This is a genomic window from Actinoplanes subtropicus (genome assembly GCF_000721705.1).
In the GTDB taxonomy this organism is placed as follows: domain Bacteria; phylum Actinomycetota; class Actinomycetes; order Mycobacteriales; family Micromonosporaceae; genus Actinoplanes; species Actinoplanes subtropicus.
Genome location: NZ_JOJL01000007.1, coordinates 184,666 through 197,771 on the forward strand (window position 1 = coordinate 184,666; position 13,106 = coordinate 197,771).

The window sequence follows — 13,106 nt, forward strand, 5'->3', positions numbered from 1 at the left end:
CCCTGTCACTTCAGCGGCTCACTGCAGCGGCTCACTGCAGCGGCTCACTGCAGCGGCGAGAACGAACCGTCCGCGTCGGGTGGGTAATCCCGGACCGCGACGACCGCCGCCGTGGGCAGCGCCGAGTACAGGTGCGGGAAGAGCGGGACCTCCGGGTGCGGCGGCACGCCCTCCTCCCAGACCACGGGACTGGGCAGCCGATCCTCGGCGATCTCCAGCAGGACCAGATCGGCGCGGCCCCGGAAGATGGCCGTGGCCGGCAGGTGCACCCACTCCTCGGTCGAGCAGTGGATGAAGCCGTCGGTGGCCAGCGTGTCACCCTCGTAGACGCCGGCGGCCAGCGCCTTCTCCCACGCGTCACGCGGGCAGATATGCAAAATCATCCCTTCTCCAAGTACTCGGCGCGCTCCTCGTCGACCAGCGCCGCCACCGAGGCGGCCAGCGCCGGGTGGTCGGTCAGGTCGGGGTCGCCGGCGATCAGGTCGGCGGCCTCGGTGCGGGCATCGGTGATCAGTTTCGCGTCGTGCAGCAGGGAGAGCAGCCGCAGGTGCGAGTGGCGGCCGGACTGCGAGGCGCCCAGCACGTCGCCCTCGCGGCGCTGCTCGAGGTCGATCTCGGAGAGCCGGAAGCCGTCGGTGGTGGAGGCGACCGCGTCCAGCCGCTCCCGGGCCGCGGTGCCCTCCACCGACTCGGTTACCAGCAGGCAGATGCCGGCCGCGGAGCCGCGGCCGACCCGGCCACGCAGCTGGTGCAGCTGGGAGACGCCGAACCGGTCGGCATCCATGATGATCATGACGGTGGCATTCGGCACGTCGACGCCCACCTCGATCACCGTGGTGGCGACCAGCACATCCAGGTCGCCGCCGGCGAAGGCGCGCATCACCGCGTCCTTCTCGTCGGCCGGGAGCTTGCCGTGCAGCACGCCGATACGCAGGCCGTTCAGCGGGCCCTCGGCGAGCAGCGGCGCCACCTCGGTCACGGCCAGAGGAGGGCGCCGGGCCGGTTCGTTGTCGCCGGGCGGCTCCTCGTCTTCGTCGGCGCCGCCGGTACCGATCCGGGGGCACACCACGTACGCCTGGTGGCCGGCCTTCACCTCCTCGCGCAGCCGCTGCCAGGCTCGGTCGAGGAAGGCCGGCCGCTCCGGCGGGACCACATGCGAGGCGATCGGCGAGCGGCCGCGCGGCAGCTGGGACAGGGTGGACACCTCGAGGTCGCCGTAGACCGTCATGGCGACCGTGCGCGGGATCGGCGTCGCGGTCATCACCAGCACGTGCGGCGGCCGGGCCGCCTTGGCGCGCAACGCGTCGCGCTGCTCGACCCCGAACCGGTGCTGCTCGTCCACCACCACCAGCCCGAGGTCCCGGAAGTCGACCCCCTCGTACAGCAGGGCGTGCGTGCCGACCACGATGCCGGCCGTCCCGTCGGCCACCTTGGCCAGTGCGGCCCGGCGGGCGGCGGCGCCGAGCGAGCCGGTGACCAGGGTGAGCTGGGTGCCGCCGGGATCGCCGTCGATCTCGCCGGCCCGGCCGAGCGCGCCCAGCTGCTCGCTTATCCCGCGGTAGTGCTGCGTCGCGAGCACCTCGGTCGGCGCGAGCAGGGCCGCCTGGCCGCCGGCGTCGACCACCTGGAGCATGGCGCGCACCGAGACCAGGGTCTTGCCCGAGCCCACCTCGCCCTGCAGGAGCCGGTGCATCGGGTGCGGGTGGGCCAGGTCGGCGGCGATCTCCTCGCCGACCTGCCGCTGGCCGTCGGTCAACTCGTACGGCAGGGTCGCGTCGAATTTCGCCAGGATGCCGCCCTCGGCCCGGGGGCGCGCGGTGCCCGGCGCGGCGGCCGCCCGCGCCCGGCGCTGCACCAGGGTTAGCTGCACGGCGAAGGCCTCGTCCCATTTCAGCCGGTATTTCGCGGCGAACAGCGCCTCTTTCGAGCTGGGCCGGTGGATCTCGCGCAGCGCCGTGCCGATGCCGACCAGGTTGCGGTTGGCCCGCACCGCGGCCGGCAGCGGGTCGGCGGGCGGCTGGAACGTCTCCAGCAGGGTGCGGACGTGCTTGGCGATCACCCAGGTCGGCACCGCCTGCGCGGCCGGATAGACCGGGATCAGCGCGCCGGCGAACTCCTCGATCTCCTCGGCCGCTTCGTCCTGCGTGGCGTCGGCGGAGAGCAATTGGTACGCCGGGCCGTTCAGCTGGCGCTTGCCGCGGAAGTCGGTGATCTTGCCGGCGAACAGGCCCCACCGGCCGCGGCGCAGCTCGCGCTCGCGCCAGGCCTGGTTGAAGAAGGTGCAGGTCAGCGTCGCCCCGGAGCCGTCCCCGATGGTGATCTCCAGCATATTGCCCTTGCGGGCGCGCATCGGCTTGACGCTCACCGACTGCACCTGGGCCAGCAGCGTGACCTGCTCGCCGATCTTCAGGTCGCGCATGTCGGTGTGCTCGCCGCGCTCGTCGTACCGCCGCGGGAAGTGGTAGATCAGGTCGCCGGCGGTGTGCAGCTCCAGGTGGGTGGCGAGGGCCTTCGCCGCACGCTCGCCGAGCACCGCGCGCAGCGGGGTGGTGGTCGTCGTCGGGTCGCTCATTCCACTCCAACCAGCAGGTGGTACCGGGGCTGCCCGCCGGCGTAGCAGGCCAGCTCGACGAACGGCCAGGCCTGCGTGACGTGGCCGCGGAGCACCCCCTCCAGCGCGGGCGGGGCGTCGGCGCCGAGCACCAGGGTGGCCAGCTCGCCACCGCCGCCGAGCATCCGGTCGAGCAGGCGCCGGCTCACGTCCTCCAGGTCGGCGCCGATCACGTGCACCTCGCCGTCGACCAGGCCGAGCAGGTCGCCGGCCCGGCACGGCCCGGCCACCGTGAGCGAGTCGCGCTGGGCGGTGCAGACCTCGCCGTACCGGCAGGCGCCGGCCGCCTCGGCCATCGCGATGACGTCGTCGGCGAACGGGCGCGCCGGGTCGCGGACGGCCAGCGCGGCCAGCGCCTGCACCGGCGAGCGGGTCGGCACCACGCTCACCCGCACCCCGGCCGCCTCGGCCTCGCGGGCCGCGCCGGTGGCCACGGCATGCGTATTCGCGTCGTTGGGCAGCAGGACGACGCAGCCGGCGCCGCTCGCGGTGATCGCCTCCAGCATCTCCCGGATCGACGGGTTGCGGCCGACGACGGTGGCGCCCTCGGCCTCGAAGAGCGCGGTGAGGCCGTCGCCGGCCGCCACCACGACCGCGGCCCGGCCCGGCGTCGGCGCGGGCGTCACCTCGACCGCATGCGGGCCGCTGGGCTCGAGCGGGGTGACGCTTATCCGGTGCGGCCGGCCCGCGGCGACGCCCGCCTCGACGGCCGGCCCGATCTGGGCCGAGCTCACGTGGACATGCACATTCCAGGTGCCGTCGCCGGAGCCGACCAGCACGAGCGAGTCGCCCAGCTTGTCGAGCGTCTCGCGCAGGACCGCCACGGCGGCGTCGTCGGAGTCGAGGAGATATTGCACCTCGTATCCGAAATATTCGGACACTTCAGCCTCCCCTACCGAGAAGATGGGCGCGGCAACCGGCGCATCGGTCAGTGCCTCGACCAGCGCATCGAGCAGCAGCACCAGGCCCCGGCCACCGGCGTCGACCACCCCGGCCCGGGCCAGCACCGGCAGCTGCTGCGGGGTGCGGGCCAGCGCCTCGGCGGCCGCGCGGGCCGCCGCCCGGGCCACCAGCACCGGATCGTCGGAACCGAGGCGCTCGGCGCCGTCGGCGGCGGCCGCGACCACCGACAGCACGGTGCCCTCGACCGGGCGGGCCACCGCCGCATAGGCCGCCTCGGTGGCCGACCGCAGCGCCCGGGCCAGCTCGGCGCCGCGCACGGCGGCCGCCGGGGCGAGGGCGTCGGCCATGCCGCGCAGGATCTGCGAGACGATCACGCCGGAATTGCCCCGGGCGCCCAGCAGGGCGCCGCGCGCCATCCGGCGCAACGCGCTGCCGGCCGGCGGCGTCTCCCGTCGCGCGGCATCGAGCGGGGGCGCCTCGTCGAGCGCCTGCTGGGCCGAGGTGAGGGTGAGCACGAGGTTGGTGCCGGTGTCGCCGTCGGGGACGGGATAGACATTCAGCTCGTCGATCTCGTGCTGGTGGGCGCGCAACGCGGCCAGCCCACCACCGCACCAGCGGTGCACCGCGGCGGCGTCCAGGGTCTCCAGCACGCGAAAATCGTACTGTCGCCCACCGACATTATCGGTGGACCGCTCCCTGACCGGGGGCGATTGGGTGTTCGACCCGCTCGTCGGGTAACCTTGCCGGGTTGCAAGCTCAGTTCGTTTCAAACTCAGGAGTTACCCGTGGCTAGCGTGTGCGACGTCTGTGGCAAGGGGCCGGGCTTCGGCCACAACGTGTCCCACTCGCACCGGCGGACCAACCGCCGCTGGAACCCGAACATCCAGTCGGTGCGCACCCCCGCCGGTGGCGGCACGACCAAGAAGCTCCAGGTCTGCACCTCGTGCATCAAGGCCGGCAAGGTCGTCCGCGCCTGAGCTGAGGCTCATCAGACTTGAGCCGCCGGGCCACAGGCCCGGCGGCTGTCTGTGTCAGAGGTCTTTGGCGAACGAGAGCACGTCCGCCTCGTCCTTGTAGTAGCCGAAATCCGGGATCCGGGCGTAGCCGGCCGTCTGGTAGAGCGCGATCGCCTCCGGCTGCTGGTCCCCGGTCTCCAGGATCAGCCGGCGGCAGCCCGCCGCCCGCGCCGATTCCTCGATGGCGGTCAGCAGGCGCCGGCCCAGCCCGCGCCGGCGGCCCGCCTTGGCGGTGAACATCCGCTTCAGCTCGGCATCGTCGCCGTGCCGTCGCCAGCCGGCGCAGCCGATCAGCCGTTCGCCGTCGTCGGCCACGAAGAACGCCCCGTTCGGCGGGGTGAAGTCGTCCTCGGCGATCGGGGTGTCGTCGCCGCTGCCGCCGTACCTCTCGGACAGCTCGTTCAGCACGTCGACCAGCAATGCCTGCACCGCCGGGTCGGCCGTGTCGGCCATCCTGATCTTGATCTCCCGCACCCGACGACTGTAAATCTTTCAGCGGAAGTGGTCCCAGCCCGCCGGGCCGCTCCACGGTTTTCGGTCGACCGTCACACCCTCGCCGTCGTGCACTGTGCCGATCTCGCGCCATCCCTCCGGCAGCGCCGTCCCGGCCGGGAACGTCGCCGCCAGCGCGTGATCCTCGCCGCCGGCGAGCAGCCACTGGTGGGGATCGACCCCCAATGCCGTGGCCGCGTCCCGCATCGCCGGGGGCACGTCAAAGGCTTCCGTGCGTACGTCGACAGCCACCAGACTGGCCGCCGCGATGTGCCCCAGGTCCTGCAGCAGCCCGTCCGAGATGTCGATCATCGAGGTGGCGCCGGCCGCGCTCGCCCGGGGCCCGGCCGCATACGGCACCTCCGGCCGCCGATACGCCTCGACCAGGATCTTGGGCGTACGGAAGCCGCGGGACAGGACGGTGTATCCGGCCGCCGCATGACCCGTACGCCCGGACAGCGCGAGAATGTCGCCCGGCTGGGCCCCCGACCGCAGCACCGGCGGCCGGCCGCCCAGATCGCCCAGCGCGGTCACCGCCACGGTCAGCGTCGGGCTGGACGACATGTCCCCGCCCACCACGCCCGCCCCGACGAGCGCCGCCTCGTCGGACAGCCCGGTCGCCAGCTCCTCGGCCCAGCCGACGGCGAGGTCGGCCGGCGCGCACAGGGCAACCAGCAGCGCGGTCGGCTCGGCGCCCATCGCCACGATGTCGGCGAGGTTGGCCGCGGCGGCCCGATGGCCGACGTCCGCGGGCCCGCACCAGTCGCGCCGGAAGTGCCGGCCCTCGACCAGCACGTCCGTGCAGGCCACCACCCGGCCGTCGGGCGCGGCCACCACGGCGCTGTCGTCGCCGGGGCCCAGGAGGGTCTTCGACCCGGCCCCGAGCCGCGCGACGACCCGGGAGATGAGACCGAACTCGCCGATCTCGGCAATGCTCACCGGTACGGCCATCCCTTCGTGACAGAGGCCCCCAACGGTGGCTTCCCGCAGCCGAGTGGATTCTTACGGTAGTTTCACGTTCTGGTGCAGGCTGGCGGCGGATGGGAGCGGATTGTGGTCCAGGCATACATCCTGATCCAAACAGAGGTCGGAAAGGCCCATGACGTGGCCGTCGCGATCGGAAAGATCCCCGGAGTGATCCGGGTCGACGCGGTCACCGGCCCGTACGACGTGGTGGTTCTGGCCGAGGCGCACACCGTCGACGATCTCGGCGGGCTCATTGTGAGCAAGGTCCAGAACGTCCTGGGCATCATGCGGACGCTCACCTGCTCCGTGGTAAACCTCTGAGTCATGGTCGACGTGGAGACGCCTCCCACCGCGAATCGAACGGAACCGACGACGCGCGGCGCCGCCCTGCTGGCCGCTGCGATCGCCGCGCCGATCGCGCTCGTGGCCGGTCTCCTCATCTTCTGGAAGTTCCTGCCCTCCGACACCACCGCGACGCCGGCCCCGTCCGCGAGCGCGCCCGTCGTCGAGCCCACCACCCCGGTCCAGATGGCGGCGCCCAAGCTGGACGCGCGCACCGCCCAGGTCTGCCTCGCGGTCACCTCGCAACTGCCGGCCACGCTGCGCGGCCTGCCCGGCCGCAAGGTCACCGCGGGCCCGGAGCAGAACGCGGCCTGGGGCGAGCCGCCGATCACGGTCGCCTGCGGCATCACCCAGCCGACGATGTGCGAGCGGGTGGACGGCGGGCATCCCGGCTGCGTGCCGCTGGACGCCACGATGTACGCGATGAACGGCGTCTGCTGGTGGGGCCAGGACGGCCCGGCGTCCAACGTGTTCACCACGATGGACCGGGAAGTCGCCGTGCAGGTGACCGTGCCGTCCAGCTACAACCAGGCGGCGCAGTGGGCCAACGAGTTCTCCGACCCGGTGGTCAAGACGGTCAGGTCGAAGACCTCCGGCGTGCCGACCGGTTGTACACAGTGAAGTCCCGTTTGGCGCCGTAGGGCTACTCTGCTCTGCGTTGCCATTCCGGGGACTAGGGAAACAGCAGGCTCATGACAGCAGCGCTCCACGTGCTCGCCGGTTGGGGTTCCGGCCGGCTCGCGACCATCGCGCACCCCCGCGAAGACGGCTGGGCCGATGAGCAACTGGCCGAGCTGGCCGGCGCCGGGGTCACCGTCCTGGTCTCCGCCCTCACCACCGCCGAGCAGCAGCGGCTCGGCCTGGGCGGCGGCGCGGCCGCGGCGGCGAGGCTGGGCGTGGACCTGGTGTCGTTCCCGGCCGGCGAGGACAGCCCACCCCAGGACGAGGCGGCCAAGGTGGTCACCCTGGCCTTCCAGCTCGCCGCGCAGGTGCGGGCCGGGCGTTTCGTGGCGACCCAGTGCTTCGGCGGCGTCGGCCGGTCGACGCTGCTGGCTTGTACGACGCTGGTGCTGCTGGGCATCGCCCCGGGCGAGGCCCTGCGCCGGGTGACCGGCGGCGCGGAGGCACCGGTCACCCGCGACTGGCTGCACCAGGTCCCCACCCAGCTGGTCCGGCTCTAACCGGCGGTCGGGCGGATCGGCACGTCGCTGATCGCGCGGTGCAGTCCCCACGCCACCAGCGCGATGGCCGCGACCGACAGCGCCAGCCCGGCCGGGTACGGCACGCCGCGGTTCAGGCCGCCCCACACGTCGAACCCGAGCAGCCAGTCGGTCGCCAGCGCCGGCACCGCGCCGCCGAGCATCACCACGAGCCCGGTCCAGGCCCGCCACCGGTAGAACCCGGTCGCGATCATCGCCCCGGACACCAGGTAGGCCAGCGAGATCGGCAGCTGCTGCCCGAACTGCCGCAGCGCGCCGCCAGCGGTCAGCACCGGATAACCGGGCCCCCGCTTGCCGGCGGCCCCCAGCACGGCGCTCTCGATGCCGTGCCCGAGTGGCACCGCGATCGCCCAGGCCACCGCGAGGATCAGCCCGAACACGGCCACCCCGGCCAGGAACTCGTGCCGGGTCGCGCCGTTGACCACGAACTGCCGCAGGTGCATGGCGACCAGGATGATGCCGATCACCAGAATCCAGTACTTCGCGGCCGCCCCGCCGAGCACCAGCCACATGCTGAAGTCGGGGTGCCTGACCGACGTCACGGCCACCGTCGCGATCACGTCGGCCAGCACGATCATGACCACGAACGGGAGAATGATCGGCCGGTAGAGGCGGAACAGGACGCGGGTGACGCTCATCGGGTGGCCTCCAGCGGCTGGGCCCGGGACGTGAGGTGGATGAAGAGGTCCTGGATGCCGACCGGGCCGAAGTTGAGCCCGGCCGACTCGCCGCGGGCCAGGTCGGCCGGGTCGGGCCGCCAGTCGAGGGTGACCGCGCGGACGCCACCCAGGGTCTGCTCGCCGAGCACGGTGTGCCCGGCCACGAACTCGCCGACCGCCGCGGCCGGCCCGGTCACGGTGACCCCGCGCCCGCGCAGTTCGTCGGTCTCCTCGTGCAGGAGCAGCCGACCGTGGTCGATGACGATCACCCGCTCGAACAGGTCGGCGACCTCCTCGATGAGGTGGGTGGAGAGGATGATCGTGCGCGGGTGCGCCAGATAGTCCCCGAGCAGCTCGCGGTAGAAGGCGGACCGGGCCACCGCGTCCATGCCCAGGTACGTCTCGTCCAGGATGGTCAGTGGCGCCCGCGCGGCCAGGCCGAGCACCACGCCGACCGCCGATTTCTGCCCGCGGGAGAGCGACGAGGCCCGCTTCCGGGGGTTGATCTCGAAGAGGTCGAGCAGCTTCGCGGCGTAGTCGGCGTCCCAGTTCGGGCGCATCCAGCCGGCGAAGCGCAGCAGCGCGCGCACCTTGTCGGACTCGTTGGTGTCCAGGGTGTCGCGGATGAAGCAGGTCTGCCGCATCACCGCCGGGTTCTCGAAGGCGTCCTGGCCGTCCACCCGGACCGTGCCGGAGGACGGGCGGCGGAACGAGGCGAGGGCGCTGAGCAGGCTGGTCTTGCCGGAGCCGTTCCGCCCGAGCAGCCCGTAGATCTTGCCGGTCGGCAGGTCGAGGTCGATGCCCTCGACCGCGACGGTCGAGCCGTACCGCACCGAGACGTCGCGCAGCTCGATCACCGGGCACCGCCGAGGTGCCGCACGATCTCGTCGACCTCGATGCCGATCCGCTTGGCCTCGGCCAGCATCGGGTCGACCACCTCGGTGAAGAACCTCTCCCGCCGCTCCCGGCGCAGCTTCTCCCGGGCGGCCGGGCTGACGAACATGCCGATGCCCCGCTTCTTGTACAGCACGCCCTCGTCGACCAGCTGGGCGAACCCCTTGGCCGCGGTGGCGGGATTGATGCGGTAGAAGGCCGCGTACTGGTTGGTGGACATGACCTGTTCGTCCTCCTTGAGGGCGCCGCTCAGAACGTCGTTCTTGATGCCGTCGGCGATCTGCAGGTAGATCGGGCTGCGGTCGTCGAATGCCACCGAGCCTCCCTAGTTCTGCGGTTCATTACTCATGTAATGAACCATAGAGCCAGGGACGCCGACCAGGCAAGTGTCAGGGCGGCGTCAGGTCGCTTGGTCGAGGGCGGCCGTCAGGTCGGCCAGCAGATCGGCGGTGTCCTCGATGCCGCAGGACAGCCGCACGAAGCCGGGTGACGTGTCGTCGCCCCACTGCGCCCGCCGGTCGGCCGTGGTGTGCACGCCGCCGAACGAGGTGGCCGCGAAGACCAGCGCCGCCGCGGTGAGGAACCGGCCCACCCGGTCGGCCGTGCCCAGGTCGAACGAGACCACCCCGGGGATCCGGCGCATCTGCGCGCGGGCCACCTCGTACGACGGGTCCTTCGCCAGGCCGGGCCAGCGCACGGCGAGCACATCCGGGCGGCCTTGAAGCATCGCCGCGATCGCCGCCGCGTTCTCGGTCTGCCGGGCGAGCCGCAGGTCGAGCGTGGCGATCGACCGGTGCGCCAGCCAGCAGTCGAAACCGCCGGGCACCGCGCCGGTCTGCTTGCGCCAGGTCTCCACCTTGGCGAACAGCGCGTCGTCGGCGGTCGAGACATATCCGAGCAGCACGTCCGAGTGGCCGGTGAGCGCCTTGGTGCCCGACGCCACCACGATGTCGGCGCCCAGCGCCAGCGGATTCTGGCCCAGCGGCGTGGGCGTCGTGTTGTCGACGGCGACCAGGGCGCCGGCGGCGTGCGCGGCCGCGGCGACGGCCCGGATGTCACACACGTCCAGCCCCGGGTTCGCCGGGGTCTCCAGCAGCACCAGCCGCATGCCGGAAAAATCGGGATATGGCCCTGCGGTCGGCACCTGGACGGAACTCACGCCCAGGTCCCGGAGAGTTCCCTCGGCGAAGGCCCGAACCGTGAAATACCCGTCCGACGGCAGCGCCACCGTGTCGCCCGCACGAAGCACCGACAGCAGCAACCCGGTGATCGCCGCCTGGCCGCTGGCGAAGACGAGCGTGGGCGCGCCCTCCAACTGCCCGATCGCCGCCTCCAGCGCACGCCGGGTGGGGTGCTCGGTGCGGCCGTAGCCGTTCTCCCCCGGGCCGTTGACCGGATCGAGGTGGTACGGCGCGGCGAACACCGGCCCGGGCAGGAACGGCTCGCCCACCACCGGCTCGGGCAGTCCCGCGTGCACCACCCGAGTGCCGTCGGAGTAGCTCATTCCGGCTTCATCTCCCGGCCCATCAGCAGCTTCACCGCGATCTGCGGGTCCACCCCCTCGTGGCACACCCGCTCGACCTGCTCGACGATCGGCATCTCCACATCGTGCGCCCGGGCCAGGTCACGGATCGAGAGGCAGCTCTTCACGCCCTCGGCGGTCTGCCGGGTGGCCGCCTGTGCCTCCTCCAGGCTCTCGCCGCGGCCCAGGTGCTCGCCGAAGGTGCGGTTGCGGGCCAGCGGCGACGAGCAGGAGGCGACCAGATCCCCCAGCCCCGCGATCCCGGCGAAGGTCAGCGGGTCGGCGCCCAGCGCCACGCCCAGCCGGGCGGTCTCGGCCAGCCCCCGGGTGATCAGCGAGGCCCGGGTGTTGTCGCCCATGCCCATCGCGACGGCCATCCCGTACGCGAGCGCGATGACGTTCTTGACCGCGCCGCCCAGCTCGCACCCGACCACGTCGTCGCTGGTGTACGGCCGGAAGTAGGGCAGCGCGAGCGCGTGCTGCACCCGCTTGGCGCGCTCCTCGTCGATGCACGCGACCACCGTGGTGGTGGGCTGGCGCTCGGCGATCTCGGGCGCGATGTTCGGCCCCGAGACGACCACCACCCGTTCCGGCTCGACGTGCCCGGTCTCCACGATGACCTCGCTCATCCGCTTCGTGGTGCCGAGCTCGATGCCCTTCATCAGCGAGACCACGGTCGCGTCCCGGCCGAAGTGACCCGCCCACCCGGCCAGGTTGCCGCGCAGCGTCTGGGACGGCACGGCGATCGCGATCAGGTCGGCGTCGTCGGTCGCGGCGGCCAGGTCGGCGGTCGCGGTGACTTCCACGGGCAGCCGTACGCCCGGCAGCGAGCCCTCGTTGGTGTGCCGGTCGCGGATCTCCTCGACCACGCCGGGGCGGCGGCCCCACATCGTCACGTGGGCGCCGGCCTCGCCGAGCACCTTGGCGAACACGGTGCCCCAGGCGCCCGAGCCGAGGACGGCGGCGCGGGTCATCACGCCTCCCCGGGCGCGGTCGCGCGCTTGGCGGGCCGGTCGTACAGCCCCGCGGGCGGCTGCTCGCCGCGCAGGCCGCCGAGCAGTCCCTGGACCTCCAGCAGGATCGCCTCGGTCATCTGCTCCAGCACCGCGCGGGTGGGCGTCGCGCCCCGCCAGCGGGACAGGTCGACGGGCGGGCCGGCCAAGACCGAGACGGGCGTACCCGGACGGATTTTGAGCTTGCTGGTACGCGGGTCGTAGATGGTGTGCGCCCCCCAGTTCGCCACCGGGATCACCGGCGCGCCGGTGAGCAGGGCCAGCCGGGCCGCGCCGGTCTTGCCGCGCATCGGCCACAGGTCGGGCTGGCGGGTGGTGGTGCCCTCCGGATAGATCACCACGACGCCGCCGCCGTTGAGGGCCTCGACCAGCGTGTCCAGGGATTTCACCGCTTCCACACTGCCGCGTTCCACCGGAATCTGCTGGACCTTGCGCAGCAGGAACCCCAGAACGGGGACTTTCCACAGACTCGCCTTGCCCAGGAAGCGCGGCCACCGGTGCGCGGCGTAGATGTAGTGCGCCACCACCAGCGGGTCGAAGTGCGACGCGTGGTTCGGCACGATGATCACGCCGCCGGTCGCGGGGATGTTCTCCATGCCGGCCCAGGTCCGCTTGGTCCAGACCTTGAGCAGCGGGAGCACCAGCACGACCGCGAAACGCCGCCAGAATCCGAGCCTGCGCCGCGCCACGGCCCCTCCTGCCCTACCCGCGGCGTGTCCCCACCGCGGCCCCATCCCTCGGAGGAATCATGCCCGCTCCGGCGCGCCGGGACCAGGCAGGGTGACGCGCGCCGGTCTTTGGCAGACTTGACCAATGGTGCGGGACTGGATGGCGGTCATCCCCGTCAAGCGGTTGAGCGCGGCGAAAAGCCGGCTGCGCGGCGCGGTGCCCGCGGCCCGGCACGCCGACCTGGCGCTGGCCATGGTGCGCGACACGGTGTCGGCGGTGCTGGCCGGCGCGGCGGTGGCCGAGCTGGTGGTGGTGACCGACGACCCGGTGGCGGCGGCCGCGGTGACCGCGCTCGGCGCCCGGGTGGTGCCCGACCGGCCCGCCGCCGACCTGAACGCGGCGATGCGCTTCGGCGCCGACGAGGTGGCCGGCCTCGGCCGGTTCCGCGCGGTGCTGGCCGGCGACCTGCCGGCGCTGCGCCCCGAAGAGCTGGACGAGGCGCTCGGCTCGGCCGCCGGGCGCAGCTTCGTGGCCGACGCGGCCGGCTCCGGCACGGTGCTGCTGGCCGCCCCGCCCGGCGAGCCGCTCGACCCGCGCTTCGGGCTGGGCTCGGCGGTGGCGCACGCGACCTCCGGCGCGACCCCGCTGGACGGCGACTGGCCGGGCCTGCGGCAGGACGTCGACACCCCGGCCGACCTGGCCCGGGTGCTGGCCCTCGGCGCCGGCCGGCACACCTGCGCCCTGCTCCGTGACCTGGGACTCACCGTGAGCTGCGTCCCGGCCGCCTGAACCGGGTAGC

At 72.9% G+C, this 13,106-nt stretch carries 16 protein-coding genes; 5 read left to right on the plus strand and 11 right to left on the minus strand.

What is annotated here, in order from left to right:
• Nucleotides 1-44: 44 nt before the first annotated feature.
• From IH26_RS0111480 to IH26_RS0111490, 3 genes are read right to left on the minus strand one after another with little or no spacing between them, the layout of a single operon-like run.
• Entirely contained in the window at nt 45-383 is a 339-nt protein-coding gene (locus tag IH26_RS0111480; protein WP_030436137.1) for a DUF952 domain-containing protein, read from the minus strand.
• Nucleotides 380-2,572, minus strand: coding sequence for an ATP-dependent DNA helicase RecG (gene recG, locus IH26_RS0111485; RefSeq protein WP_030436138.1), 2,193 nt, complete (start codon nt 2,570-2,572; stop codon nt 380-382). The genes IH26_RS0111480 and recG overlap by 4 nt, the downstream gene beginning before the upstream one ends.
• Entirely contained in the window at nt 2,569-4,164 is a 1,596-nt protein-coding gene (locus tag IH26_RS0111490; protein ID WP_030436139.1) for a DAK2 domain-containing protein, read from the minus strand. Before IH26_RS0111490 ends, recG begins: the two co-directional genes overlap by 4 nt.
• Nucleotides 4,165-4,299: 135 nt before the next feature.
• On the opposite strand from IH26_RS0111490, the gene rpmB reads away from it, so the two are divergent.
• A complete protein-coding gene (rpmB, locus tag IH26_RS0111495) occupies nt 4,300-4,491 on the plus strand; it encodes a 50S ribosomal protein L28 (protein WP_030436140.1) in 192 nt (63 codons plus the stop codon).
• 54 nt (nt 4,492-4,545) lie between these two features.
• On the opposite strand, the gene IH26_RS0111500 is transcribed toward rpmB, so the two are convergent.
• Together IH26_RS0111500 and IH26_RS0111505 are read right to left on the minus strand one after the other, a co-directional pair.
• A complete protein-coding gene (locus tag IH26_RS0111500; protein WP_030436141.1) occupies nt 4,546-5,004 on the minus strand; it encodes a GNAT family N-acetyltransferase in 459 nt (152 codons plus the stop codon).
• 18 nt (nt 5,005-5,022) lie between these two features.
• Nucleotides 5,023-5,961 carry a thiamine-phosphate kinase gene (locus tag IH26_RS0111505; protein ID WP_425394375.1) on the minus strand — a complete coding sequence of 313 codons (939 nt, stop codon included), beginning with the start codon at nt 5,959-5,961 and terminating at the stop codon, nt 5,023-5,025.
• A gap of 114 nt (nt 5,962-6,075) precedes the next feature.
• On the opposite strand from IH26_RS0111505, the gene IH26_RS0111510 reads away from it, so the two are divergent.
• The 3 genes from IH26_RS0111510 to IH26_RS59695 all read left to right on the plus strand — a co-directional run bounded on the left by IH26_RS0111510 (nt 6,076) and on the right by IH26_RS59695 (nt 7,511).
• Nucleotides 6,076-6,309, plus strand: coding sequence for an Lrp/AsnC ligand binding domain-containing protein (locus tag IH26_RS0111510; protein WP_030436143.1), 234 nt, complete (start codon nt 6,076-6,078; stop codon nt 6,307-6,309).
• A 3-nt stretch (nt 6,310-6,312) separates the two neighbouring features.
• Nucleotides 6,313-6,951, plus strand: a complete 639-nt coding sequence (locus tag IH26_RS0111515) for a DUF3515 family protein (protein WP_030436144.1) — start codon at nt 6,313-6,315, stop codon at nt 6,949-6,951.
• A gap of 71 nt (nt 6,952-7,022) precedes the next feature.
• Entirely contained in the window at nt 7,023-7,511 is a 489-nt protein-coding gene (locus tag IH26_RS59695) for a protein-tyrosine phosphatase family protein (protein WP_030436145.1), read from the plus strand.
• Here IH26_RS59695 and IH26_RS0111525 read toward each other — a convergent pair.
• The 6 genes from IH26_RS0111525 to IH26_RS0111550 all read right to left on the minus strand — a co-directional run bounded on the left by IH26_RS0111525 (nt 7,508) and on the right by IH26_RS0111550 (nt 12,327).
• Complete coding sequence (locus IH26_RS0111525; RefSeq protein ID WP_030436146.1) at nt 7,508-8,188, minus strand: hypothetical protein; 681 nt, start codon at nt 8,186-8,188, stop codon at nt 7,508-7,510. The two genes, IH26_RS59695 and IH26_RS0111525, sit on opposite strands and share 4 nt — an antisense overlap.
• On the minus strand, nt 8,185-9,066 hold the full coding sequence (locus IH26_RS0111530; RefSeq protein WP_030436147.1) for an ABC transporter ATP-binding protein: 882 nt from the start codon (nt 9,064-9,066) through the stop codon (nt 8,185-8,187). Before IH26_RS0111530 ends, IH26_RS0111525 begins: the two co-directional genes overlap by 4 nt.
• Nucleotides 9,063-9,419, minus strand: coding sequence for a GntR family transcriptional regulator (locus IH26_RS0111535; RefSeq protein ID WP_030436148.1), 357 nt, complete (start codon nt 9,417-9,419; stop codon nt 9,063-9,065). The genes IH26_RS0111530 and IH26_RS0111535 overlap by 4 nt, the downstream gene beginning before the upstream one ends.
• An 84-nt stretch (nt 9,420-9,503) precedes the next feature.
• Nucleotides 9,504-10,607, minus strand: a complete 1,104-nt coding sequence (locus tag IH26_RS0111540) for a cystathionine gamma-lyase (protein ID WP_030436149.1) — start codon at nt 10,605-10,607, stop codon at nt 9,504-9,506.
• On the minus strand, nt 10,604-11,602 hold the full coding sequence (locus IH26_RS0111545; protein WP_425394376.1) for an NAD(P)H-dependent glycerol-3-phosphate dehydrogenase: 999 nt from the start codon (nt 11,600-11,602) through the stop codon (nt 10,604-10,606). The genes IH26_RS0111540 and IH26_RS0111545 overlap by 4 nt, the downstream gene beginning before the upstream one ends.
• Entirely contained in the window at nt 11,599-12,327 is a 729-nt protein-coding gene (locus IH26_RS0111550) for a lysophospholipid acyltransferase family protein (RefSeq protein ID WP_030436151.1), read from the minus strand. The genes IH26_RS0111545 and IH26_RS0111550 overlap by 4 nt, the downstream gene beginning before the upstream one ends.
• 124 nt (nt 12,328-12,451) lie before the next feature.
• Between IH26_RS0111550 and cofC the strand changes: the two genes are divergently transcribed.
• A complete protein-coding gene (cofC, locus tag IH26_RS0111555) occupies nt 12,452-13,096 on the plus strand; it encodes a 2-phospho-L-lactate guanylyltransferase (RefSeq protein ID WP_030436152.1) in 645 nt (214 codons plus the stop codon).
• Nucleotides 13,097-13,106 lie beyond the last annotated feature (10 nt).